Origin of the sequence: Streptomyces sp. SLBN-31, from assembly GCF_006715395.1 — a bacterium.
GTDB lineage: Bacteria > Actinomycetota > Actinomycetes > Streptomycetales > Streptomycetaceae > Streptomyces.
Genome location: NZ_VFNC01000001.1, coordinates 295,871 through 318,556, shown reverse-complemented (window position 1 = coordinate 318,556; position 22,686 = coordinate 295,871). Strand labels below are relative to the sequence as shown.

Below are 22,686 nucleotides of genomic sequence, written 5' to 3'. Positions count from 1 at the left end.
GGCCTCACGTACTGGCCAGCGACAGCTTCACCGCGAACCCGAGGAACAGCATCCCCGCCGCCGAGGTGGCCGTCGCCGAGAGCCGCTTGCGCCGGCGGAAGGCGGCGGCGAGCTTCGTGCCGCCGAATATCAGTGCGGTGAGGTACAGGAAGCTGGCGAGCTGCGCGAAGGCGCCGAGGACGACGAAGGACAGCGCCGGATAGGCGTAGCCCGGGTCGACGAACTGCACGAAGAAGGCGACGAAGAAAAGGATCGCCTTGGGGTTGAAGAGGCTGACGACGAGCGCGCGGCGGAAGGGCCGCTCGTCGGCGACGGCCGGGCCGTCCTCCCGCGGCACGGGCGACCTGCGCGTGCGCCACATCCCCCATGCGGCCCGCATCATCCCGACCGCGAGCCACGTCAGATAGCCGGCACCGGCGTACTTCACGATGCCGAACAGCAGCGCGTTGGCCTGCAGCAGCGAGGCGACCCCGGCCGCGGACAGGGTCATCAGCACGGTGTCGCCGCACCACACGCCGGCCGCGGCGGTGTACCCGGCCCGCACCCCGCGCCGGGCGGCGACGGACAGCACGTACAGCGAGTTGGGACCGGGCAGCAGGACGATCAGGACGAGACCGGCCAGATAGGTGGGGAGATCGATGACACCGAACATGAGAAGGAGTGTCGCACGCGGGTCCGACACTCAGAACGCGTCGCTGGGCACGTACGTACCCCACACCTCGCGCAGGGCGTTGCAGACCTCGCCGACGGTGGCGCGGGCCCTGAGAGCGTCCTTCATCGGGTACAGGACGTTGTCCTCGCCCTCGGCGGCCTTCTTCAGGGCCGCGAGGGCGGTGTCCACCGCCTGCTGGTCGCGCTCGGCACGCAGCTTCGCCAGGCGTTCGGCCTGCTGGGCCTCGATGGCCGGGTCGACGCGGAGGGGCTCGTACGGCTCCTCCTCGTCGAGCTGGAAGCGGTTGACGCCGACGACCACCCGCTCGCCGGAGTCGGTCTCCTGGGCGATGCGGTAGGCGCTGCGCTCGATCTCGGACTTCTGGAAGCCGTGCTCGATGGCGGACACCGCGCCGCCGAGGTCCTCGACCTTCTGCATCAGCTCGACGGCCGCGGCCTCGACGTCGTCGGTCATCTTCTCGATGACGTAGGACCCGGCGAAGGGGTCGACCGTCGCGGTCACGTCCGTCTCGTAGGCCAGCACCTGCTGGGTGCGCAGTGCCAGGCGCGCGGACTTGTCCGTCGGCAGCGCGATCGCCTCGTCGAAGGAGTTGGTGTGCAGGGACTGCGTGCCGCCGAGCACGGCGGCCAGGCCCTGCACCGCGACGCGGACCAGGTTGACCTCCGGCTGCTGGGCCGTCAGCTGCACCCCGGCCGTCTGCGTGTGGAAGCGCAGCATCAGCGACTTGGGGTTCTTCGCGCCGAACTCGTCCCGCATGACCCGCGCCCAGATGCGCCTCGCCGCACGGAACTTGGCGACCTCTTCGAGGATCGTCGTACGCGCGACGAAGAAGAAGGACAGACGCGGGGCGAAGTCGTCGACGTCCATGCCGGCGGCGACCGCCGTACGGACGTACTCGATGCCGTCCGCGAGCGTGAAGGCGATCTCCTGCGCGGGGGACGCGCCGGCCTCCGCCATGTGGTAGCCGGAGATCGAGATCGTGTTCCACTTCGGGATCTCGGCCTTGCAGTACTTGAAGATGTCGGCGATCAGCCGCAGCGAGGGCTTGGGCGGGAAGATGTACGTCCCGCGCGCGATGTACTCCTTCAGCACGTCGTTCTGGATCGTGCCGGTCAGCTTGTCGGCCGACACGCCCTGCTCCTCCGCGACCAGTTGGTACAGGAGCAGCAGCAGCGACGCGGGCGCGTTGATCGTCATCGACGTCGAGACCTTGTCCAGCGGGATCCCGCCGAACAGCACCCGCATGTCGTCGACCGAGTCGATCGCCACGCCGACCTTGCCGACCTCGCCGTGCGCGATCGGCGCGTCGGAGTCGTGGCCCATCTGGGTCGGCAGGTCGAAGGCGACCGACAGGCCCATCGTGCCGTTCGCGATCAGCTGCTTGTAGCGGGCGTTGGACTCCGTCGCCGTACCGAAGCCCGCGTACTGGCGCATCGTCCAGGGACGGCCGGTGTACATCGACGGGTACACACCACGCGTGAACGGGTATCCGCCCGGCTCCCCCAGCTTCTCGGCCGGGTCCCAGCCCTGAAGGCTCTGAGGCCCGTAGACCGGCTCGATGGGCAGTCCGGACTCCGACTCGCGCGCCATGGTGTGATGCCTCCCGTTGTTACTCGCCAGTACCGGACCGACCCTCCTGCGGACTGTAGCGGTGCGCGTGCGGCCGGTGGAGGGGGGTTTCCTGGGACCTTACTCACAGCCATCGTGCGGTCCCGGTCACAACAATGCCGCGCCGTTCGCGACCCGTCACCCGCGGGCAGCATCTGAGGTGACATACGTGCTCGACGGTGAGACGGGCGGGGGTCGTGTTGCGTACTTGGGGCATGGGGAGATCGACGGCCGCCACGGCGGCGCTCGCGGCCCTGGCGGCGGTCTGCGGCTGCACCGTGCAGGGCACGGACGGCAAGGTGCACTCACCGGTGCACATCGAGCTGCCCGGCAGTACCGCCCCCTCGACGAAGGCCGATGACAAGCCGAGCACGGCGGCTCCGTCCCGGGCCGGGGCCGGTGTCCTGTGGTCCCGCGGCGACTCGGGGGACGACGTCCGCGAATTGCAGGCCCGGCTGCGCCAGGTCGACTGGCTCTTCGACGGGCCGACCGGGCAGTACGACGACCTCACCGAGGACGCGGTCAGGGGCTTCCAGGGCAAGCGCGGGCTGCCGAGGACCGGCCAGACGGACACCGTCACCTGGCAGCGGCTGAAGAGGATGACGCACGAGCCGGGCAAGTGGGAGCTGTATCTGATGGGCGGCCAGCCCGCCGGCCCGCCGGACCCGCGGTGCCTGACCGGGCGGGTGCTGTGCATCGACAAGACGACCCGCACCCTGCGCTGGATGATCGACGGGCGCACGGTGTCGGAGATGTCGGTCCGCTTCGGCGCCGTCGGCACACCCACCCGCGAGGGCGTCTTCCACGTGTACTGGAAGTCGCGCGACCACTTCTCGACGCTGTACGACTCCCCGATGCCCTACGCGATGTTCTTCAGCGGGGGCCAGGCGGTGCACTTCTCGTACGACTTCGCGGCCCGCGGCTACGCCGGCGGCTCGCACGGCTGTGTCAACGTCCGGGACGAGGCGGCGATCGCGAGCCTGTACGCGCAGGTGCGCAACGGCGACAAGGTCGTCGTGTACCGGTGAGCGGGAGATGTGTGGGGCGCGGGCGGGACCGGGGGAACGTGTCCCGCCCGCGCCGAGGTGCACGAGCCGTGGGTACGGGGGGAACCCCGGCTCTGTGCGACGGCCGATGACCAGTCGGCTCACTCAGTACTGCGACGAGGGGGCCGAAAACGTTACTGGGCCGCCGAAGAAAAATCTTCCGCGTGCGAAACCGCAGCTCAGAGCTGGTCCGACGGGGTCAGGGCGGTGTACGTGGGCTCCGGTGACGGTGTCGGGGCCCGCGTCGTGAGCAGATGTCCGGGCAGCGCCGGGCCGGCGGAGGTGTCGTCGCCCTTCCGGCCGCCGCCGTGGCCGTTGCCGCCGGGGGCTATGTGGCCGTCGTCGTCACCGCCCTGGCCACCGCCGTTCTGGTTGCCCTGGCCGCCCTGCCCGTTGCCCTTGCCCTTGCCCGAGCCGCTCTTGCCGTTGCCGTTGCCCTTGCCCTTGCCGTTGCCGTTGCCGTTGCTCTTGCCGCCGTCGCCACCGTCGTCCTTGCCGCCGCCGTGGCCCTTGCCGTCGCCGGCCGCGCCGGGGGTGGCGAGGACGTTCCTGCAGTACTTCAGCACGCGGTCGGGCGAGTAGCCGCCGGCCGCGTTCTCCAGTGCCTGCCTGCGGTCGCCCGTCAGTTCCTTGCCGCGCAGCGCGTCGCGGCAGGCCGACGGGGCCTGCCGTCGCCACCAGCCGCCGTCCTCGGCCCCGGGCGTGGCCGACGGCCGGTCGCCGGGCGTGTTCCCCGGGGTGGCCGGGTCGGCGCCGCCGGTGGAGCCGTCCGGCGAGGGCTTGCCGGCCGGACCGTGCGGTGACGACGAGACCAGGGGGCTGGGGGAGGCGGGGGCCGTGACCGAGGTGGCGGGGCGGGGCTCGCCGCCGAACGGCGTCGGCAGGACTCCGCTTGTCACCGCGTAGGCGACTCCGCCGACCATGCCGGTCGCCAGTACGGCCGTCAGGGCGAAGCGCGCGGACCGGCCCCGGCGGGCGCGCCGGCCGTCCGGGACGGGTCCGCCGATGCGGACGAGCCCGGCGTCGGAGGCGTGGGCACCGGCGCGGTGGCCGGCGGCCGACCGCTCGGCGGGCGCCGCTTGGCGGGCCGCGCGGAAAGCGGCCAGCGCGGCGGCCTCGCCGGGGAGTTCCGCGCTGGTCGGCGGGGGTTCGGCAGTGAGCGCCTCAAGGGTCTTCGCGAGCCGTTCGGCCTGGTCACGGGCGGCGGCGTCGACAGCTTCCAGTGACTCTCCGCGCAGCAGGGCCTCCGCTGTCGCACGGTCCAGCCACGTGTACTGCTCGTCGGCCATCACAAGTCCTTCTGCGTCCGCGCGCGCATATGCGTCACACTCGCGGACGTCACCGCGCGGCCGCGCGGTTCTCGCTGGGGCGGCATTCCGTCGAGGCCGCCGGCCGATTCCGGATCCTGGCCGAGGAGCTCGGCGAGCCGTTTCAGGCCGCGGTGCGCCGCCGTGCGCACGGCGCCCGGGCGCTTGCCGAGCGTCTCGGCCGCGGTCTTGGCGTCGAGGCCGACGACCACGCGCAGCACGACGGCCTCGGCCTGGTCCTGCGGCAGCCGGGCGATCAGGGAGAGGGTGTGGTCGGTGGCCAGGGCCTCCATGGCCTCGCCCGCGGTGTCGGACTCGGCGGGCTTGCCGGTCAGCTCCGTCTCGTCGCCGCCGATGGCGGGACGGCGGCCGCGCATCCGTATGTGGTCCAGGGCGCGGTTGCGGGCGATCCGGGCCGCCCAGCCGCGGAAGCGGTCCGCGTCACCGGTGAACCGGTCCAGGTCACGGGCGATCTGCAGCCAGGCCTCGGAGGCGACGTCCTCGGCGTCCGGGTCCCCGACGAGGGTGCGGACGTAGCCGAGCAGGCGTGGGTGCACGGTTCGGTACACAGTCCGGAACGCGGTCTCGTTCCCGTCCTGTGCCGCAAGCACCGCGGCGGTCAGCTCCGCGTCGTCCCCCAGCACCCGTTTGTTCCTCAGTCGAAGGGCCGGCCGTTGGTCACGGCGTCGAGGCCGCCGTCGATGGGCGGTCATCCGACATCCGAGTCCGGCGCGAAAGGCACGTTACGACCTGAAACCGTTGCTCGTCCATGTCCGCACAAGGTGCAACCACCTTGTGATGCGGCGGAACACATGCGGGGTGTGACAGAAACCGCACTCACGGCGCTGTAGGGAGTACGGGCCGCGCGGCCCGACCGCGCGACGGCCGGGGCCTCTCCTGTGGGGGGTGGCGGCCCCGGCCGTTGCTTCGGTGCCGCAAGCCGAGTCGAGGCCGGTGCCGACGGGTGGAGCGGGCCCGGTGTCGCGGGCCGGTGAGGTCAGGGGTTCTTGACGGCGTTGCCGTCGGCCGCCGTGTTCCCGGTGCTCCCGGAGTTGCCCGAACCGCCGGAGTTGCCGGAACCCCCGGAGTTGGCGGAGTCGCCGGTGTTCTGGGGGTCGGTCGTGGCGGTCTTCTTCGGGGTCTTCGGTGTCGCCGTCCGGTCGGGCCTGCCCGTGGCCGTGTCCCGTCCCAGCCGCTTGGCGCAGTACGCGGCGACGTTCCGCTCGCCGCCCGCGTCGGCGACCAGCCGCTGCCAGGCCGTGGAGGCGAGCGCCTTGCCGTTGCCGCCCACGTTCTCGTAGGCCCGGCAGTGGGCGTCGAGGTCCTTCGCCGTCTCCGGGTGGTGCGAGCCGCCGGCCGCGCCGGGCGTGGCGGAGCCGTCGGAGGGGGTGGCCGCGGGCGCGTCCGAGGCGGCGGAGGGCAGGCCCTGCCGCCGGTCGTCGTGGTCGGCGTGGGAGGAACCGGCGGTGCCGATCGCCGCGTAGGCGGCGCCGCTGAGGGTGAGGCCGCCCAGGAACAGGGCGAGGGTGGCCTTCAGGGAACGGCGTGTGCGCCGCTGCCCGCTGGGCCGCCAGTCGTCCCGGCGCCGGGTCCGCGCCTGGTGCGCGCCCGCGTCACGGGCCTCCCGGAACGCGGCCACGGCACGCTGCTCGGCCTCGGCGTCGAGGGCGCCGGAGCGCATGGCGGCGACGAGCAGCGACTCCAGCCGCGGGCCGCCGGCCCACTCCTCGGAGCCCGGCACCGCGTCGCCCGGGTGCACGTGCCGACGGCCGTGCCCACTGCCGTCGCCCTGCCGTTCACCCATGTCCGTATCCATCCGTGTCCGACGACCCACTGCTGTCCGGCAGCCGGCGGTCGTCGTCCGTCCCGCTGCCCTCGGCGGCTCTGCCGCCCTCCGTGTCCCGGCCCGCGCCGGCTCCCACGCCGTTGTTGACGTGTCCGCCTCGGCTGCCGTTCATTTCGACTCACCCAGCGTCCGGGGGTCGTCATTCGTCACACCCGTGTCGCCCAGCCGGGCGGCCAGGCGCTTCAGGCCCCGGTGCGCGGCGGTGCGCACGGCCCCGGGGCGCTTGCCGAGGACGCGGGCCGCGGCGGGCCCGTCGAGGCCGACGACGACCCGCAACAGCACGGCCTCCGCCTGGTCCCGGGGCAGGCTGCGGACGAGGTCCAGGGCGCGCGCGGTGGAGAGCGCCTCCAGGGCCTGCTCATGGGTGGTGTGCCGGCCGGGCAGCTCCAGTACGTCCTGTTCCAGCGCCGAGGACCGGGGCCGTACCTTCTGCCGTCGCAGGTGGTCCAGTGCGCGGTGCCGGGCGATGGTCGCCGTCCAGCCGCGGAAGCCCTGGCCGTCGCCCTGGAACCTGCCGAGGTCCCGGGCGATCTCCAGCCAGGCGTCGGAGGCCACGTCCTCGGCGTCGTCGCCGACGATCCCGCGGAGGTAGCCGAGCAGTCCGGGCTGCACGATCCGGTACGCGACCGCGAACGCGGCCTCGTCGCCTTCCTGGGCCCGCGCGACGGCCGCGCCCAGCTCCGCGTCGTACGCCTGTACGCGGCGGGGTTCCCGTCCCTGGCCCAACAACTGTCCTCGTTCGTACGAGTGCGAAGCGGGCCCTGCCGGGCCCGGCCGTGCGCCACCTCCGTCCGTGCGCACGCCTTCACGGTCAACAGCGCCACGCGTCACAGAAGTGTCACAGCACATCGGTTCCCGGGCGTGTCGGGCCCGGCTGAGGTCGTGCGCTCAGGCGGCGACCCGGCGCGCCCTCCCGTGCAGTCTGAGGTAGAAGAGCTGGAGCGATTCCTCGGGGGCGCCCGTCTCGAAGCGGTTGCGGACCTTGCCGAGGGGGTTCCAGACCCGTCCGTCCGGCATGCGGACGGCCACCGGCTGGCCGAAGCACGCCCGCTGGGACGCGTCGCAGTCCACCCAGACCGCGCCGGCGCGCCGGACGAGCACCTCGCCTGCGTAGGCGCCGAGGGCGGTCAGTGTGCCCCGGGCCCGGTCGGGATCGGCGCCGCCCTTGCGCAGGCCGTCGACCATGAAGTCGACGACCCGCAGGCTGCGCTCGGAATAGTCCAGCGGCAGCCGGTTGCGCGCGGTCACGTGGGCGACGAAGGCGGCCGCACGGGCCCGCATCTCCTCGGCGCGCGGTTCGCGCGCGTGGTCCTCTGCCATGAGCCGGTTCCCCCTCCAGATCGACGCTCCCGGCTGACCCAGCGGCCGGCGCCCCCGGAACATCACGGGGTTCGGGGGTGTCGATCGCCACAAAAGAAAATCGCGGGCGCGTACAACCTTTTCGGCCGGTGATGTTCGGCCGGAGCCCGGCACCAGCGGCCGCCCGGCGGTCACGACGGACGGCCTGGTCTGCCTCAAGGAGCCGTGTCCACCGGTTCGGGCGTCCGCTCCCGCGCACCTGCTGAGTGGGCGCCCGGTCCGCGTTCCCGCCCACGTGGAAACGGTCGCGTCTCCTACTGCGGGGTTCTCGCCGCCGTCGCCTCCCGGCACAGCAGACGCAGCGACCCGTCGCCGTGGAAGCAGCGCCGTGCCTCGTCGATGGGATCCCACAGCCGGCCGTCCGGGGTCCTGATCCAGTGCTCGCCCCCGCTCGCCCACCACTCGGCGCCGGTCTCCCGGACGACGACCTCACCGGCGTAGGCGCCGAAGCCGCGCAGCGTCTTGTCCACGGCCTCGTACGGCGCGTCCTCCCGGCGTATGTCCTCGATCATCCGGTCGACGCGCCACAGGCTCTGCGCCGAGTAGTCGAGGCGCAGCCGCGCCCCCTCGCGCATCGCCGCCACCGTGTCCGCCGCCCACCGGACGGGCTTCGTCGCCGCGTTCGGCCTGGTCTCCTGGAAGGTAGTCACACAGACATGAGCGGGTGCAGCGTGTGCTGTGTCACGCCGGATCGGGGGATCCCGCGAGACCGGCGCAGGACCGCCCCAGCTCCGCCGCACGACGGTCACAGACCTCCCTCACCTGGGAGGTTTGCCCCGGAGTGACGTCCGGGCACCCGTATGCGCTCAACTGACTGATGAGCATGTACTTCCATCTGCGCGCGGTGCCGCCCCCGGCACTGCGCAACAGCGCGAACTGGATGCGACGGCTGTTCGAGGACGACTGGAACGCCGTACGCGAACGCATCGGCCGGCACCGCGAGGAGGTGCTGGACAACGGCTACCTGGACCACGACCTCCTCTACGCCGGCGCTCCGGTGGTCCTGGGAGGCAGACCGGTGAACCATCCCGTCCCCGACAACCCCCCGTTCCTGATGCTGACGGCGGCCCAGGTCGGCCGGGTGGCCACGTTCCTGACGTCGGCGGACTTCGAGGAGCTGTGGCGGCCGGCCCGCGAAGAACTCCTGCCGGACCACGTCGACGGCGACCTGGAGGAAGAACTCCACACCGTCTTCGCGGCGACGCACCGCGACCTGACGGCGTTCTACAGCCGGACCGCCCAGTACGGCGATGCGGTGGTGAAGTGCCTGCTGCGCTGACCCGGCACTACCTCTGGCGCGCCCTGCGCGACACGACCGCACGCAGCACCCGCCGCCCCTCGACGGACACCTCCAGCGCCCGCCGCAGCCCCGCCGCGCCGTGCCCCGCGAGCACCTCGAGCACGGTCACCTGCCGCCGCAGCTCGGCGGCGACCAGCGGTGACATGCCCTCGGTACGCCCTTCCCGACGGGCGTCGACGGAAGCCTGCTCGTCCTCCAGGGGATCGAGCAGCCGGTGTATCTGCAGCGCGGCGACGGAACACGCGTCGGCCCATACCCGCACCTCGGCCGCCGACGGGTCGACCGGCGCGGCCGCCAGCATCCGGCGGGCCAGCAGCGCCGCCTCGTCCTCCGTGGACCCGGCGTACTCCTCGGCCCCGCCGAGCTTGCCGCGCACCTGTTCCAGCAGTTCACCCCAGTCGGCGGCGTCACCGGCGTCGGAGAGGCTCGCCCACAGGGGGCGCAGCACCTCGTCGTCGCCGCCCAGGAGCGGCACGCACCGGTCCAAACAAGCCAGCCCACTGGCGGCCAGTCCGCGCTCGTCGGCCTGAGCGATCAACTCCACCAGGCTCATCCACGCCTCCCTCTGCGGGCCCCGTGCAGGTCTCGCACGGCTTCACCGGGCACCATCCTTAACGGAGCCCACACTTCCCCTTACTGCGTGCGACGGCTCGGGAGTGTCACAGCGGCACCACGCCGAGGCGGTCGAGCAACCGGAAGAAGAGGTTTTCGGCCAACGGGTCGGGATCGGCGCTCAGCACCTCGGCCAGTGCTTCGGCGTCGGCCTCGCGGCCCGCCTCCGCGGCCCAGGCGACGGCCCGCTCGGCGGCGTCGCGGGGGTCCAGGAAGTAGTCCTCCAACGTCAGCCCCTCCCCGCCGAGGTGTCCGGCCATCGCGGACCGGGCCAGACACGTGGTCCACGCCCCGCTCTCCGGCGCCGCCGCCTCGACGACCACGCAGTCGCTGTTCATCACGTATCCGAACAGGGCGGGGGCGCCGGTCTGTGCGGCGAGGACGTTCATGCTCCCCACCTCGCCGTCCCCGCTCGGGAACTCCCAGACCTGCCAGCCGCCGGGCGCCTCGGCCCGCAGCTCCATGCCCTCCTCGACACCGGCCAGCGCGTCGAACTCGGCGAGCGGCCGCTCGCCGCATCCCACGACGAAGTACCCCCAGTAGCCCATGTCCCGTCCCCACGACATCTCGGCTTCGGCTCGCGCCGAATACACCACAGTCGTACGGCCGTTCGCAGCCGTATGGGACAAAAGGCCGCCGATCAGCCCAGTCGGCCGGCGAGCGCCTTGAACTGGGCCCAGGACAGCGCGGGCCGCCCCGGGTCCCACAGTTTCTGGACGGTGGCCCGCAGCGGCATCCGGATCCCGGCCGCGACCTGGGCCTGCGTCTGCGAGCCCGAAAGATCGCACCACACGGCGAAGGTGCCGCCGAGGATCTGCCCGTCGTAGCGGGCCGGCACAGAGACCGTGCCCCGGACGACCCGCGGAGTCCACTGCTCGTAGATCCGCTGCCCGGTCGGGTAGACGAAGTTGTTCGGCTGCCCGAGGACGTAGTAGAGGAACTCGTCGTTGTAGTTGACGAGCTTGCGCCCCGCGGCCAGATAGGCCACCGGCTGCCGGGCCCCGTACTCCTTGCCGGTCCAGTACCCGACCCGCAGGTCCTTGGCGGGCTGCACCGAGCTCGCGGCGAGGAACCCGTCGTTCCAGGCCCGCATGGTCCTGCCGTGGGCCCGCACGGTGGCGGCGCGGTCATTGAGCCACCCGGTGGTCAGGTCGGAGACCGTCCCGCCGGAGCCGTACTTCCGCCGCGCCGCCGCGGCCAGCTGCGGATAGGAGGCCTGCGGGTTCGACACCATCAGCGCCTGGTACTCGTCGCCGCCCAGGTTCCACTGCCCGCCCGGGAAGAGACCGGCGTACTCGTTCAGCAGGTCGTCGACGATCTTGGCCGCGGCCGGCTTCGAGATGTCGACGGCACCGCGCGCCGCCACCCCACTCGTGTTGCGCAGCTGCAGATCGGGGTGGGCGGCGATGACGGCACCCAGATGCCCGGGCGAGTCGATCTCGGGGACGACGGTGATGTGCCGGGCCTGAGCGAGCGCGACGATCCGCTTCACCTCGGCCTTGGTCAGGTGCTGCTGCGAGACGATCTCGGGGTGGGTGTCGGACTCGATGCGGAAGCCCTGGTCGTCGGAGAAGTGCAGCCCGAGCTCGTTGAACTTCAGATCCCCCAGCTCGCGGACCCGGTCCTCGATCCACTTGGCGGTGAAGTTCTTGCGCGCGATGTCGAGCATGAACCCGCGCACGGCCTTGGCCGGCTGGTCCTTCACGACCCCCTCGGGCGCCGTCCCCCCGCCGTGCACCTCCTGCTTCAGCGTCCGGGTGCCGTAGAAGACCCCGGCGTCCGTGGGCCCGCTGATGCTCACCGTTCCGCCGCGCACGGTCATGGTGTACGACTCCGGGTTCGCGCCCGCGCCACCGTTCACCGCCAGCCGCAGGTCCCCGGCCCGCACGTCCTTGCGCTCACCGGCGTACGTCAGCCCCAGCTCCGAGGCGATCAGCCGGCCCTCGTCGGCGAGCCTGGCGTCGGCGACCACCACCCGCTCACCACGCGCCGGCCGCCAGCCCGGCCCGTGGGCGGCCGTGTGGGAGCGGACGGCGGGAATGGTGCGCGGCGCCTGCGAGAGGGGATACGACCGGGTCGGACTCGGCGTCGGGCCGGCCCCCCGCCCGGCGCTCGCCGTGCCCTCCGACGTCCCGCTGGAGGAACTCGCCCGCTCCTGCGCCGACCCGCCGTCGTCCCCGGAGGCCCACAGCCCCAGGCTCACACCGGCGCCGACCGTCACGGCCACGGCCGCACCGACCACGATCCCCGTCTTCACATTCCTCGCCGGACGCCGGCGCCTGTGCTGACTCACAGCGCCAACCTAAGTCCCTCGGACGGACGCATGCGTCCACCGTGCGTTCCGAACCTCTCCCCTGCGGGTGAAATTCGCGCATCCGTCGGACACATCAGGAGCGTCCTCGATACCGTGACGCAACATCCCTCACAGCTTCCTCTGTCGAAACACACGTGACGCCCACACACCTTCCAGGCCGACCGGCCATACCGACACTGCCCGCTGTCCTCGACGCCTTCAACTCGGCCCCCGTCGACGAGGTCCACAAACTCCTCCTGGACTGCATGCGCAGCCACCGCTGGGCGGACCGTGTCTCGGCCCATCGCCCCTACCCCGACGTCGCATCCCTGCTGGCCGCGTCGGACGAGGCCGCGTACGACCTGTCCCCGGGCGATCTGACGGAGGCGCTGGCGGCCGAGGCGCTGCCGACGCTGCCCGACGGCGCGTATTCGGCCGCCCACATGGCGATGAGCGCCGCCCACGCCGCGTACGAGTCGAAATTCGGACACGCGTTCGTGATCTGCCTGGACGGCATCCCCCCGACCGAGGCCCTGGACCACGTCCTGGAAGGAATCCGGTCACGTTTGACGAACGATCCGGAGGACGAACGGGTCGTCGCGGCAGAAGAACTCCGCCGCCTCGCAAGGGAACGACTCGGCGCCCTGCTCAGGGGCGCGGGGCTGTGACCATGTGCGGCTACCGCCTCGCGGGCGCGACCGGCCACCACGCACCCGCACCCGGCCGATAACGGGACACCCCACCCCACAAGCCGCGGCGCTACCCCATCCGCGTGCCACATTGATCACACCGGTAGGCCCGGCGTAAGCGCCGCAGACAACCGTCGTTAGGATGCTGGGGGCCGGTGGACCGTACCCGGCCGGGCCCGACCGACAGGCAAAGCCGGCGCGGCCCCAATCCCCGCTCCCGGAGGGACTTCCGTGCCGGCTGGAACGCTGTACCGCGGCCGGGAAGGAATGTGGTCCTGGGTGGCTCACCGAGTCACCGGCGTCCTCATCTTCTTCTTCCTGTTCGTTCACGTGCTGGACACCGCTCTCGTCCGTGTGTCTCCCGAGGCCTACGACAAGGTCGTGGCCACGTACAAGACCCCGATCGTGGCTGTGCTGGAGTACGGCCTCGTCGCCGCCATCCTCTTCCACGCGCTCAACGGCCTGCGCGTCATCGCCGTCGACTTCTGGTCGAAGGGGCCGCGCTACCAGAAGCAGATGCTCTGGTCCGTCGTGGGCGTCTGGGTCGTGCTGATGGTCGGGGCGATCTACCCCGTCCTCGGCCACGCCGCTCGTGAACTCTTCGGGAGCTGACACCCATGGCCACCACCGAATCCACCGCTTCCGGCGTCGGCCCGGTCGAGGGCGAGTCCCTCTACAACGTCGACAACCCGGCACCCCTCATCGAGGCCCCGCGCAAGCGCACCAAGAAGTCCCCGAAGTCCACCCGGGGCAACTTCGAGATGTACGGCTGGCTGTTCATGCGGCTGTCCGGCATCGTGCTGGTCGTTTTGGTCCTGGGCCACCTGCTGATCCAGCTCGTCCTGGACGGCGGCGTGTCGAAGATCGGCTTCGCCTTCGTGGCCGGCCGCTGGGCCTCGCCGTTCTGGCAGGTCTGGGACCTGCTGATGCTCTGGCTCGCGATGCTGCACGGCGCCAACGGCCTGCGTACGGTCATCAACGACTACGCGGAGCGCGCGAACACCCGGCTGTGGCTCAAGGGCCTGCTCTACACCGCCACGGTGTTCACCATCCTGCTGGGCACGCTGGTGATCTTCACCTTCGACCCGAACATCCGCTAGGCACGGGGCTGCGAGAATCATGAAGATCCACAAGTACGACACCGTCATCGTCGGCGCCGGTGGCGCCGGTATGCGCGCCGCCATCGAGTCGACGAAGCGCAGCCGCACCGCCGTGCTGACCAAGCTCTACCCCACCCGCTCCCACACGGGAGCCGCGCAGGGCGGCATGGCCGCCGCGCTGGCGAACGTGGAGGAGGACAACTGGGAGTGGCACACCTTCGACACGGTCAAGGGCGGTGACTACCTGGTCGACCAGGACGCCGCCGAGATCCTGGCGAAGGAGGCCATCGACTCCGTCCTCGACCTGGAGAAGATGGGCCTGCCGTTCAACCGCACCCCGAACGGCACGATCGACCAGCGGCGCTTCGGTGGTCACTCCCGCAACCACGGTGAGGCGCCCGTCCGCCGCTCCTGCTACGCGGCCGACCGCACCGGCCACATGATCCTCCAGACGCTGTACCAGAACTGCGTCAAGGAGGGCGTGGAGTTCTTCAACGAGTTCTACGTCCTGGACCAGTTGATCACCGAGGTCGACGGCGTCAAGCGTTCGGCCGGTGTCGTGGCGTACGAGCTGGCGACCGGCGAGATCCACGTCTTCCAGGCGAAGGCCGTGATCTACGCGTCCGGCGGCTGCGGCAAGTTCTTCAAGGTGACGTCGAACGCGCACACGCTGACGGGTGACGGCCAGGCGGCCGTCTACCGGCGGGGCATCCCGCTGGAGGACATGGAGTTCTTCCAGTTCCACCCGACCGGCATCTGGCGCATGGGCATCCTGCTGACGGAGGGCGCCCGCGGTGAGGGCGGCATCCTGCGCAACAAGGACGGCGAGCGCTTCATGGAGAAGTACGCGCCGGTCATGAAGGACCTCGCGTCCCGTGACGTCGTCTCGCGCTCCATCTACACGGAGATCCGTGAGGGCCGCGGCTGCGGTCCCGAGGGCGACCACGTCTACCTCGACCTCACGCACCTCCCGCCGGAGCAGCTGGACGCCAAGCTGCCCGACATCACGGAGTTCGCACGGACGTACCTGGGCATCGAGCCGTACACGGACCCGATCCCGATCCAGCCCACCGCGCACTACGCCATGGGCGGCATCCCGACGAACGTCGAGGGTGAGGTCCTGGCCGACAACACCACCGTCGTCCCCGGTCTGTACGCCGCCGGTGAGGTCGCCTGCGTGTCCGTGCACGGCGCCAACCGTCTGGGCACGAACTCGCTGCTGGACATCAACGTCTTCGGCCGCCGGGCCGGCATCGCCGCGGCGGAGTACAGCCAGAAGGCCGACTACGTGGAGCTGCCGGAGAACCCGGCGGAGCTGGTGATCGGGCAGGTCGAGGCGCTGCGCTCGTCCACCGGCACCGAGCGGGTGTCCGTGCTCCGCAGGGAGCTGCAGGAGACCATGGACGCCAACGTCATGGTGTTCCGCACCGAGCAGACGATCAAGACGGCCGTCGAGAAGATCGCCGAGCTGCGCGAGCGCTACAAGAACGTCTCGATCCAGGACAAGGGCAAGCGGTTCAACACCGACCTGCTGGAGGCCATCGAGCTGGGCAACCTGCTCGACCTGGCCGAGGTCATGGCCGTCTCCGCGCTGGCCCGCAAGGAGTCCCGCGGCGGTCACTACCGCGAGGACTACCCCAACCGCGACGACGTCAACTTCATGCGCCACACCATGGCGTACCGCGAGGTGGGCGACGACGGCACCGAGTCCATCCGTCTCGACTACAAGCCGGTCGTCCAGACCCGCTACCAGCCGATGGAGCGTAAGTACTGATGGCAACCCCGACCCTGGAGAAGGCGGACGCGGCCGGCCGGCCCGAGCCCGGTTTCGCCGACTCTCCGTACATCACGGTCACCTTCCGCATCCGCCGCTTCAACTCCGAGGTCTCGGCGGAAGCGGTCTGGGAAGACTTCCAGCTGGAGATCGACCCCAAGGAGCGCGTCCTCGACGGCCTCCACAAGATCAAGTGGGACCTGGACGGCACGCTGACCTTCCGCCGCTCCTGCGCCCACGGCATCTGCGGCTCGGACGCGATGAGGATCAACGGCAAGAACCGTCTTGCCTGCAAGACCCTCATCAAGGACATCAACCCCGAGAAGCCGATCACGGTCGAGCCCATCAAGGGCCTCACGGTCCTGAAGGACCTCGTGGTCGACATGGAGCCGTTCTTCCAGGCGTACCGGGACGTCATGCCCTTCCTCATCACGAAGGACACGAACGAGCCCACGCGGGAGCGGCTGCAGACGGCCGAGGACCGCGAGCGCTTCGACGACACCACGAAGTGCATCCTGTGCGCCGCGTGCACGTCGTCCTGCCCGGTCTTCTGGAACGACGGCCAGTACTTCGGCCCGGCCGCCATCGTCAACGCGCACCGCTTCATCTTCGACTCGCGTGACGAGGCGGGCGAGCAGCGCCTGGAGATCCTCAATGACCGCGACGGCGTCTGGCGCTGCCGCACGACCTTCAACTGCACGGACGCCTGCCCGCGCGGTATCGAGGTCACCAAGGCGATCCAGGAGGTGAAGCGAGCGCTGATCACGCGCCGCTTCTGACCTCCGCACTCCCGCGGTGACGTGGGCCCCGTTCCCGGCTTCGCGCCGGGACGGGGCCTTCGTCGTATGCGCGGTCTCGTACGGCCCTGAAGCAGCCTCCGCGCAGCGCTTTACTGCTGCTCGCCGACGTGATCAGCTTCTCCGGACATGTACACAGCAGCCTCTGGGGAGCGGCTGCCGGGAGGGGGAGAGCGCGTCGATGCGTGCTGCCGAGGAACTGACGGTGCGGCCATGCCCGCAGTGCGGGACGGAGATCCGGGCGGATCGCAGGTTCACCGTGTGGTGCACGGCCTGTGACTGGAACCTGGAGCCGGGCGGGCGGCCGGACGGCGCGTCCGAGGACAAGGGCCGGCTGCGGCGGCTGCGCAGGCGGCTGGCTCAGCAGTACGGGGAGCAGCTCTTCGCCGACCTCGGCGCCGCCGAGGCACAGCAGCGCCCGGGACGTCGTACGAAGGCGGGCGTCGTCGCCTACGCGATCGCCCTCGTGGTGCACGCGGTGACCGCCACCCTGGTCGTGGGCGGGCTCTGGCTGCTGGTCGCGGGCTGGGGCGGCCTGGGTGTCGTGGGCGGCCTGTTCCTGCTGGCGCTGGCGTGGCCGCTCCGGCCGAGGCTGAACCGGCTGCACTCCGACGCGCGGGTCCTGTCACGGAGGGACGCGCCCGAGCTGTACGCCCTGATCGACGAGGTCGCCGCCGCCGTGGGCACCCGGGGCGTGGACACGGTGGTCGTCGACACGCAGGCCAACGCGAGCGTGACCCAGCTCGGCCTGCGCCGCCGGCTGCTGACGCTGGGCCTGCCGCTGTGGGAGGTCCTGACGTGGCAGCAGCGGATCGCCCTCCTGGGGCATGAACTCGGCCACTTCACCAACGGGGACACCCGTCACGGCACGGTCGTGGGGACCGCCTACAGGTCCCTGGGGACATGGCACTACTACCTCGCCCCGACCCCGCGGCCGACCTTCACCGAGGCGCTCGTCAACCTCGTGTACCTGGTGCCCCGCCGGTTGGTCATGGGCCTGCTGGCGCTGCTGGAACTGCTGACCGCGCGCGACTCCCAGCGCAGCGAGTACCTCGCCGACGCGGCGGCCGCCCGTGCGGCGTCCACCGAGGCCGCGGTGGGACTGATGGACCGCCTCCTCGTCACCGACTCGATCGGCACCACCCTGTCCCGCGAGGTCAACGGCCGTCGGATGCGCAGGCCGGGGCGGATCACCGCGGAGGACGCCCAGGGGCTGTGGGAGGCACTGACCGACCACATGGATTCGATCCCGGAGTCCGAGTACGAGCGCATCCGCCGGGTCGGCGAGCGGCACGGCCACAGCGTCGACGCGGAGCACCCACCGACCCACCTGCGCCGCGGCCTCCTGCTCCGGGTCACGCCCGTGCCCCCTGTGGTGACGACCGACGCCGCCCGTTCCGAACGCATCACCGCCGAACTGGCCGAGGCGCGGTCGGCCCTGGCACTGAAGATCGTCAAGGACGCGTAGTCGGGACGGCCACAACGGGCTCAGGATCCTCGGATCCGGTACGGGCCGCCACTGACAATCACGGGTTCCGGGCGGATCGGCACCTATCGTGACGTTATGTCAGATGACGAGTCGTACGAACTGCTCGGGTTCGACAACGTCCTGCTGCCCGTCGGCGACCTCGGCGGGGCGGTCGACTTCTACGAACGTGCCGGGTTCGCGCTGGGGTTCCGGTTCGACGAGGCCGGGATCGCGCTGCTGAAGGTCGGGGGCGAGACGCCCGGGATCCTGCTGCGCCAGGAGGAGGGGCTCGGGCACCGACCGCCGCCGTGGCCGTCCCCGCGGCTGTGGGTGGAGGTGCCGGACGCGCGGGCGGCGGCGCGCGCCCTCGCCGGGGCCGGCATCGCACCGCTGGACGAGCCGTTCTCCGCGGTCACCGGCTGGACCGTGGAGATCGCCGATCCGTGGGGGAACGTCATCGGTTTCACGGATTACACCAAGCGGCCGGAGCTGGGCCGCAGGCCGTGATCCGCACTTCACCTCCCACCCCTGTTGAACACGTTCAAAAAGAGGTCTACAGTTCACCCTTGTCAGCGTTTTGAACGCGTTCAAGAAGGGGTGGAGCATGGACCGTACGGTCATCGCCTACGTCATCTACCTGCTGGTCAGCGTCGCGCTCACCATCTGGGTGGCCCGCACGCTCAGCCGCAACGGGCGGATCTTCCTCGCCGACGTGCTGCACGGCAACGAACAGCTCGCCGACGCCGTGAACCACCTCCTGGTGGTCGGCTTCTACCTCGTCAACCTCGGCTTCGTCGCCCTCTACCTGAGCGGCGACCAGACCATCGAGGACACCCGGGGGATCTTCGAGGCCCTGTCGACCAAGCTGGGCGTGGTGCTGCTGGTGCTCGGCGTGATGCACCTGGGCAACGTGTACGTCCTCAACAAGATCCGGCGGCGCGGGGTGCTGGAGCGCGAGCAGGTTCCGCCGGTCCGCCCGCAGGACTGGGTCGCCCCTCAGGCCGGGGCATGAGCGGCACCTCGGCGGGCCGAGTCCCGGTCCGCCGGCTGACCGTCCTGTACGACTCCGACTGCTCGCTGTGCGCGTACCTTCGGGACTGGCTGAGCCGGCAGCCGCAACTGGTGCCGCTGGAGCTCGTGCCCGCGAACTCGGAAAGGGCCCGGCGGCGCTATCCGGACCTCGACCACCGGGCCACCCTCGACGACATCACCGTCGTGGGCGACGCGGGTCAGGTCTACCGGGGCGCCGCCGCCTGGATCGTCACCCTGTGGGCCCTGCGCGAGCACCGGCCGCTCGCGCACCGGCTCAGCACCCCGGCAGGCGCGCCGTTCGCCAAGGGGGCGGCGCTGGCCGCGGCGAAGTGGCGGGGCTCGCAGTGGGGGCAGGGCCGCAAGCAGTGGGGCGGTCAGGTGTACGGGCGGACGGACGGCTGGTCCTACGACCCGGCGCACGGCTGGACCCACGCCGCCCCGGGCTGCGGCGACGGCACCTGCCCCACCCCGTAGGCTCTCGTCCGTGCCTGCGAAGAACGACAGCCCCTACGAGGGCACCGCGCCGACCACCAAGTCCGAGCAGACCCGCGCCCTGATCCTGGAAACCGCCATGCGGCTCTTCCAGGAGCGCGGCTACGACAAGACGACGATGCGGGCGATCGCCCAGGAGGCCGGCGTCTCCGTGGGCAACGCGTACTACTACTTCGCCGGCAAGGAACACCTGATCCAGGGCTTCTACGACCGTCTCGCCGCCGAGCACCGGACGGCGATCCGGGAGGTCCTGGACCGGGAGACGGAACTGGAGGCGCGGCTGGCGGGCGTGCTGAAGCTGTGGCTGGACATCGCGACGCCGTACCACGAGTTCGCCGTCCAGTTCTTCAAGAACGCCGCCGACCCGGACAGCCCGCTCAGCCCCTTCTCCCCGGAGTCGGAGCACGCGCGCGAGGAGGCGATCTCCGTCCACCGGGAGGTGCTCGCGGGGGCGACGAAGACGAAGGTCCCGGAGGAACTGCGGGACGTGCTGCCCGAGTTGATGTGGCTCTCCCAGATGGGCCTCGTGCTGTACTGGATCTTCGACCGGACGGACGGCCGGCAGCGCAGCTACCGGCTGGCCGAACGGGGGGCGCGGCTGACCGCCCGGGGCGTGTCGCTGGCCCGCTTCCGGGTGCTGCGCCCGCTGGTGCGGGAGGTGCACGAGCTGTTCACGGACTTCCTGCCGGGGATGACCAGGGTGCTGCCCACTCCCGGCAAGTCCTAACGCGGTCAGTTGACCGCGTCCACCTCGCCCTCGGCGAGCTCGACGTCGTACACCAGGGGCCCGGCCCCGACCACGACCTGCTGCGCCCGCGTCCCGTACGACGGTGCCGTGACCGTCAGCAGGTAGGTGCCCGACCCCGGTACGGACAGGATGTAGGAGCCGTCCGCCAGTGACCGCACGCGGTCCAGCTGACGTCCGCCCTTCGACAGCAGCGTCACCGAGGCGCCGTCCACCGGCTCGCCGTCGGCGCCGCGGACAAAGCCGTGGACCGCCGACGCCGGCCCGTCCCCGGCCATCGTTTCCGACTCGTCCTTCGGCTCCACCGCCAGGTGCGGCAGCCGCTTGTCCAGCCACGCCGGCAGCCACCAGTTGGAGTCGCCCAGCAGATGCATCGCGGCCGGCACCAGCGCCGTACGCAGGACGAAGGCGTCGAGGGCGACCGCCGCCGCGAGGCCCACGCCCGCCATCGCCGCGCCCGAGTCACCGCTCAGGACGAAGGCGAGGAACACGCAGACCATGATCAGGGCGGCGGAGTTGATGACGCGGCTGGTCTCCGCGAGGCCCACGCGCACCGCGCGCGCGTTGTCCCTCGTGTGCACCCACTCCTCGTGCATGCGGCTCACCAGGAACACCTGGTAGTCCATGGAGAGGCCGAAGAGCAGGGACAGCATGATCACCGGCAGGAACGCGTTGATCGGGCCCTCCTTGCCGAGGTTCAGCAGGTCCAGGCCCCAGCCCCACTGGAAGATCGCGACCAGGACGCCGAAGGAGGCCGCCGCCGCGATGAGGTTCATCAGGGCCGCCGTCAGCGGCACGACCAGGGAGCGGAAGGCGACCAGCAGGAGCAGGAAGCCCAGGCCGATGATGGTCGCGATGAACAGCGGCAGTCGGTCGCCCGTCACGGACGCGAAGTCCTTCGACACGGCCGTCACACCGCCCACGTGCGCCTGGGCCCCGGCCCGCGGGATCACCCGGTCGCGCAGGGTGTCGATGAGGTCGTCGGTCTGCTTGGACTGCGGGGACGTCGTCGGCACGACCTGGATCACGGTCACGCCCTTCGCGGGCGGCAGCGCGGCCGCCTGCGCCACGCCGGGGGTCGCCCGGATGTCCTTGACCAGCGCGGTCGCGTCGCCGCCCACGGTGACCACCTGAAGCGGCCCGTTGAAGCCGGGCCCGAAGCCCTCGGCCAGCAGGTCGTACGCCTTCCTGGTGGTCGTCGACGCCTGGTCGTTGCCCTGGTCGGTGGCGCCCAGGCGGAGCGAGAGGACGGGAACGGCGAGGACGGCCATGACGATCAGGGCGAGCGCGGCGATCCTGCGGGGCCGCTTTTGGACATTCGCCGACCAGCGGGCGGAGAGCCCGCTCGCGTGCTCCTTCTCGGGGCCGTCGGCGGCGAGGCGGCGGCGCTGGCGGCGGCTGAGGACACGCGGGCCCAGGAAGCCGAGCAGGGCCGGCAGCAGGGTCGTGGCGGCCAGCACGCTCAGTACGACCGTCAGCGAGGTGCCGATGACCACGCCGTCGAGGAAGCGCAGCCGGGTGACGAGCATGCCGGCGAGCGCGATGCAGACCGTGCCGCCCGCGAACAGCACCGCGCGGCCGGAGGTGTTGAGGGCGGTGACGGCCGACTCCTCGGGGTCCATGCCGCGCAGGATGCCGCGCCGGTGCCGGGTGACGATGAAGAGCGCGTAGTCGATGCCGACGCCGAGGCCGATCAGGGAGGCGAGCAGCGGGGCGATGTCGGGGATGTCCGTGCTGTGGCTGAGCAGTTGGGTGGAGAACAGGCCCATGCCGACGCCGAAGACGGCGATGGCGATCGGCAGCAGCATCGCGAACAGCGAGCCGAAGGCCAGGAACAGCACGACCGCCGCCGCGACGATGCCGACCATCTCCGACAGGCCCTGGGGCGGCTCCTGGACACGCTGGATGGCCTGGCCGCCCAGCTCCACGTGCAGACCGCTCGTCCGCGCCGCCTGCGCGGTGTCGAGGACGTTCTGGACGAGGTCCTTGGGCACCTCGTTGGCGCGCTTGGCGAAGGTCAGCTGGGCGTAGGCGATGGTGCCGTCGCGGCTGATCTGTGCCGCGCCCCGGGGGCCGGCGTAGGGGCTGGTGACCGCGCCGACGCCGGTCATCCCCGCGACCTTGTCGAGGGCCGGCCGGATGCGGTCCTGGACCGCCTTGTCCCTCACGGACCCCTTGTCGACCTTCCACACCACGGTGTCGGTGTCGCCCGAGGTGTTCGGGAAGGCCTTCTGCATCAGGTCGTACGCGCTCTTGGAGTCCGTGTCGGGGAGGGAGAAGACGTTCGCGTAGTTCGTTCCCGCCGTCGAGGCCGAGAATCCCAGGCCGAACAGCGCCCCCACCCACAGCAACAGGACCACCAGCCGGTGCCGGTAGCACCACCGTGCCAATGCCGCCACGATCAAAGCTCCTTCGTCGTCATCCGGTCGTCGGTCGGTCCCCCAGGTCCTGCGCAACAGCATCGGGACCTCCACGCGCGCGTGGAGGGATTCGGCCATGACTCTCAAGGAATTCCAAAGACGGTTCGGGCCCCGACTGTCAGTGG

25 protein-coding genes are annotated in these 22,686 nt (G+C 71.2%); 12 read left to right on the top strand and 13 right to left on the bottom strand.

Annotated elements, in window-relative coordinates; genetic code table 11:
* Nucleotides 1-4: 4 nt before the first annotated feature.
* Entirely contained in the window at nucleotides 5-652 is a 648-nt protein-coding gene (gene leuE, locus FBY22_RS01525) for a leucine efflux protein LeuE (protein WP_142142082.1), read from the bottom strand.
* Between the two features lie 30 nt (nucleotides 653-682).
* On the bottom strand, nucleotides 683-2,263 hold the full coding sequence (locus tag FBY22_RS01520) for a methylmalonyl-CoA mutase (RefSeq protein WP_142142081.1): 1,581 nt from the start codon (nucleotides 2,261-2,263) through the stop codon (nucleotides 683-685).
* 233 nt (nucleotides 2,264-2,496) lie between these two features.
* Between FBY22_RS01520 and FBY22_RS01515 the strand changes: the two genes are divergently transcribed.
* Entirely contained in the window at nucleotides 2,497-3,309 is an 813-nt protein-coding gene (locus FBY22_RS01515) for a L,D-transpeptidase family protein (RefSeq protein WP_142142080.1), read from the top strand.
* A gap of 197 nt (nucleotides 3,310-3,506) precedes the next feature.
* Here the strand turns inward: FBY22_RS01515 and FBY22_RS01510 are convergent, their stop codons facing one another.
* The 7 genes from FBY22_RS01510 to FBY22_RS01485 form a co-directional block, all read right to left on the bottom strand.
* On the bottom strand, nucleotides 3,507-4,616 hold the full coding sequence (locus tag FBY22_RS01510) for a hypothetical protein (RefSeq protein ID WP_142142079.1): 1,110 nt from the start codon (nucleotides 4,614-4,616) through the stop codon (nucleotides 3,507-3,509).
* The gene (locus tag FBY22_RS01505) at nucleotides 4,616-5,278 is read right to left on the bottom strand and encodes an RNA polymerase sigma factor (RefSeq protein WP_142142078.1); all 663 of its coding nucleotides are present in this window, start codon (nucleotides 5,276-5,278) and stop codon (nucleotides 4,616-4,618) included. Before FBY22_RS01505 ends, FBY22_RS01510 begins: the two co-directional genes overlap by 1 nt.
* 353 nt (nucleotides 5,279-5,631) lie before the next feature.
* Nucleotides 5,632-6,438 (bottom strand): hypothetical protein, encoded by an 807-nt coding sequence (locus FBY22_RS01500; RefSeq protein ID WP_142142077.1) that lies wholly within the window; start codon nucleotides 6,436-6,438, stop codon nucleotides 5,632-5,634.
* A complete protein-coding gene (locus tag FBY22_RS43805) occupies nucleotides 6,431-6,592 on the bottom strand; it encodes a hypothetical protein (RefSeq protein WP_160159851.1) in 162 nt (53 codons plus the stop codon). Before FBY22_RS43805 ends, FBY22_RS01500 begins: the two co-directional genes overlap by 8 nt.
* Nucleotides 6,589-7,206: an RNA polymerase sigma factor gene (locus FBY22_RS01495; RefSeq protein WP_174267064.1), complete on the bottom strand. Its 618-nt coding sequence runs from the start codon at nucleotides 7,204-7,206 to the stop codon at nucleotides 6,589-6,591. The genes FBY22_RS43805 and FBY22_RS01495 overlap by 4 nt, the downstream gene beginning before the upstream one ends.
* 162 nt (nucleotides 7,207-7,368) lie before the next feature.
* A complete protein-coding gene (locus FBY22_RS01490; RefSeq protein WP_142142075.1) occupies nucleotides 7,369-7,800 on the bottom strand; it encodes a hypothetical protein in 432 nt (143 codons plus the stop codon).
* A gap of 293 nt (nucleotides 7,801-8,093) precedes the next feature.
* A complete protein-coding gene (locus FBY22_RS01485) occupies nucleotides 8,094-8,489 on the bottom strand; it encodes a hypothetical protein (protein WP_142142074.1) in 396 nt (131 codons plus the stop codon).
* A gap of 167 nt (nucleotides 8,490-8,656) precedes the next feature.
* On the opposite strand from FBY22_RS01485, the gene FBY22_RS01480 reads away from it, so the two are divergent.
* Nucleotides 8,657-9,118 (top strand): DUF1877 family protein, encoded by a 462-nt coding sequence (locus tag FBY22_RS01480; RefSeq protein WP_142142073.1) that lies wholly within the window; start codon nucleotides 8,657-8,659, stop codon nucleotides 9,116-9,118.
* Between the two features lie 7 nt (nucleotides 9,119-9,125).
* Here FBY22_RS01480 and FBY22_RS01475 read toward each other — a convergent pair whose 3' ends face one another.
* From FBY22_RS01475 to FBY22_RS01465, 3 genes are all read right to left on the bottom strand, one after another.
* A complete protein-coding gene (locus FBY22_RS01475; protein WP_142142072.1) occupies nucleotides 9,126-9,692 on the bottom strand; it encodes a hypothetical protein in 567 nt (188 codons plus the stop codon).
* A gap of 106 nt (nucleotides 9,693-9,798) precedes the next feature.
* Nucleotides 9,799-10,299 (bottom strand): hypothetical protein, encoded by a 501-nt coding sequence (locus FBY22_RS01470; RefSeq protein WP_142142071.1) that lies wholly within the window; start codon nucleotides 10,297-10,299, stop codon nucleotides 9,799-9,801.
* A 92-nt stretch (nucleotides 10,300-10,391) separates the two neighbouring features.
* Nucleotides 10,392-12,044 (bottom strand): glycoside hydrolase family 20 protein, encoded by a 1,653-nt coding sequence (locus FBY22_RS01465; protein ID WP_174267063.1) that lies wholly within the window; start codon nucleotides 12,042-12,044, stop codon nucleotides 10,392-10,394.
* Nucleotides 12,045-12,199: 155 nt separating this feature from the next.
* Here FBY22_RS01465 and FBY22_RS01460 point away from each other — a divergent pair, with 155 nt between their 5' ends.
* From FBY22_RS01460 to FBY22_RS01415, 10 genes are all read left to right on the top strand, one after another.
* Complete coding sequence (locus FBY22_RS01460) at nucleotides 12,200-12,712, top strand: 2-oxo-4-hydroxy-4-carboxy-5-ureidoimidazoline decarboxylase (RefSeq protein ID WP_142142070.1); 513 nt, start codon at nucleotides 12,200-12,202, stop codon at nucleotides 12,710-12,712.
* A gap of 252 nt (nucleotides 12,713-12,964) precedes the next feature.
* Nucleotides 12,965-13,345 carry a succinate dehydrogenase, cytochrome b556 subunit gene (gene sdhC / locus FBY22_RS01455; protein WP_142142069.1) on the top strand — a complete coding sequence of 127 codons (381 nt, stop codon included), beginning with the start codon at nucleotides 12,965-12,967 and terminating at the stop codon, nucleotides 13,343-13,345.
* A gap of 5 nt (nucleotides 13,346-13,350) precedes the next feature.
* Entirely contained in the window at nucleotides 13,351-13,833 is a 483-nt protein-coding gene (locus tag FBY22_RS01450) for a succinate dehydrogenase hydrophobic membrane anchor subunit (protein WP_058923626.1), read from the top strand.
* A 19-nt stretch (nucleotides 13,834-13,852) separates the two neighbouring features.
* Nucleotides 13,853-15,607, top strand: coding sequence for a succinate dehydrogenase flavoprotein subunit (gene sdhA, locus FBY22_RS01445; protein WP_142142068.1), 1,755 nt, complete (start codon nucleotides 13,853-13,855; stop codon nucleotides 15,605-15,607).
* On the top strand, nucleotides 15,607-16,386 hold the full coding sequence (locus FBY22_RS01440; RefSeq protein WP_142142067.1) for a succinate dehydrogenase iron-sulfur subunit: 780 nt from the start codon (nucleotides 15,607-15,609) through the stop codon (nucleotides 16,384-16,386). The genes sdhA and FBY22_RS01440 overlap by 1 nt, the downstream gene beginning before the upstream one ends.
* A 199-nt stretch (nucleotides 16,387-16,585) precedes the next feature.
* The gene (locus tag FBY22_RS01435; RefSeq protein ID WP_142142066.1) at nucleotides 16,586-17,872 is read left to right on the top strand and encodes a M48 family metallopeptidase; all 1,287 of its coding nucleotides are present in this window, start codon (nucleotides 16,586-16,588) and stop codon (nucleotides 17,870-17,872) included.
* Between the two features lie 96 nt (nucleotides 17,873-17,968).
* A complete protein-coding gene (locus FBY22_RS01430; protein WP_142142065.1) occupies nucleotides 17,969-18,379 on the top strand; it encodes a VOC family protein in 411 nt (136 codons plus the stop codon).
* A gap of 97 nt (nucleotides 18,380-18,476) precedes the next feature.
* Nucleotides 18,477-18,884 (top strand): hypothetical protein, encoded by a 408-nt coding sequence (locus FBY22_RS01425; protein WP_142142064.1) that lies wholly within the window; start codon nucleotides 18,477-18,479, stop codon nucleotides 18,882-18,884.
* Nucleotides 18,881-19,378, top strand: coding sequence for a thiol-disulfide oxidoreductase DCC family protein (locus tag FBY22_RS01420; protein WP_142142063.1), 498 nt, complete (start codon nucleotides 18,881-18,883; stop codon nucleotides 19,376-19,378). The genes FBY22_RS01425 and FBY22_RS01420 overlap by 4 nt, the downstream gene beginning before the upstream one ends.
* 10 nt (nucleotides 19,379-19,388) lie before the next feature.
* On the top strand, nucleotides 19,389-20,123 hold the full coding sequence (locus FBY22_RS01415) for a TetR family transcriptional regulator (RefSeq protein ID WP_142142062.1): 735 nt from the start codon (nucleotides 19,389-19,391) through the stop codon (nucleotides 20,121-20,123).
* A gap of 5 nt (nucleotides 20,124-20,128) precedes the next feature.
* Here FBY22_RS01415 and FBY22_RS01410 read toward each other — a convergent pair whose 3' ends face one another.
* A complete protein-coding gene (locus tag FBY22_RS01410) occupies nucleotides 20,129-22,531 on the bottom strand; it encodes an MMPL family transporter (RefSeq protein ID WP_142147266.1) in 2,403 nt (800 codons plus the stop codon).
* Between the last annotated feature and the right edge of the window lie 155 nt (nucleotides 22,532-22,686).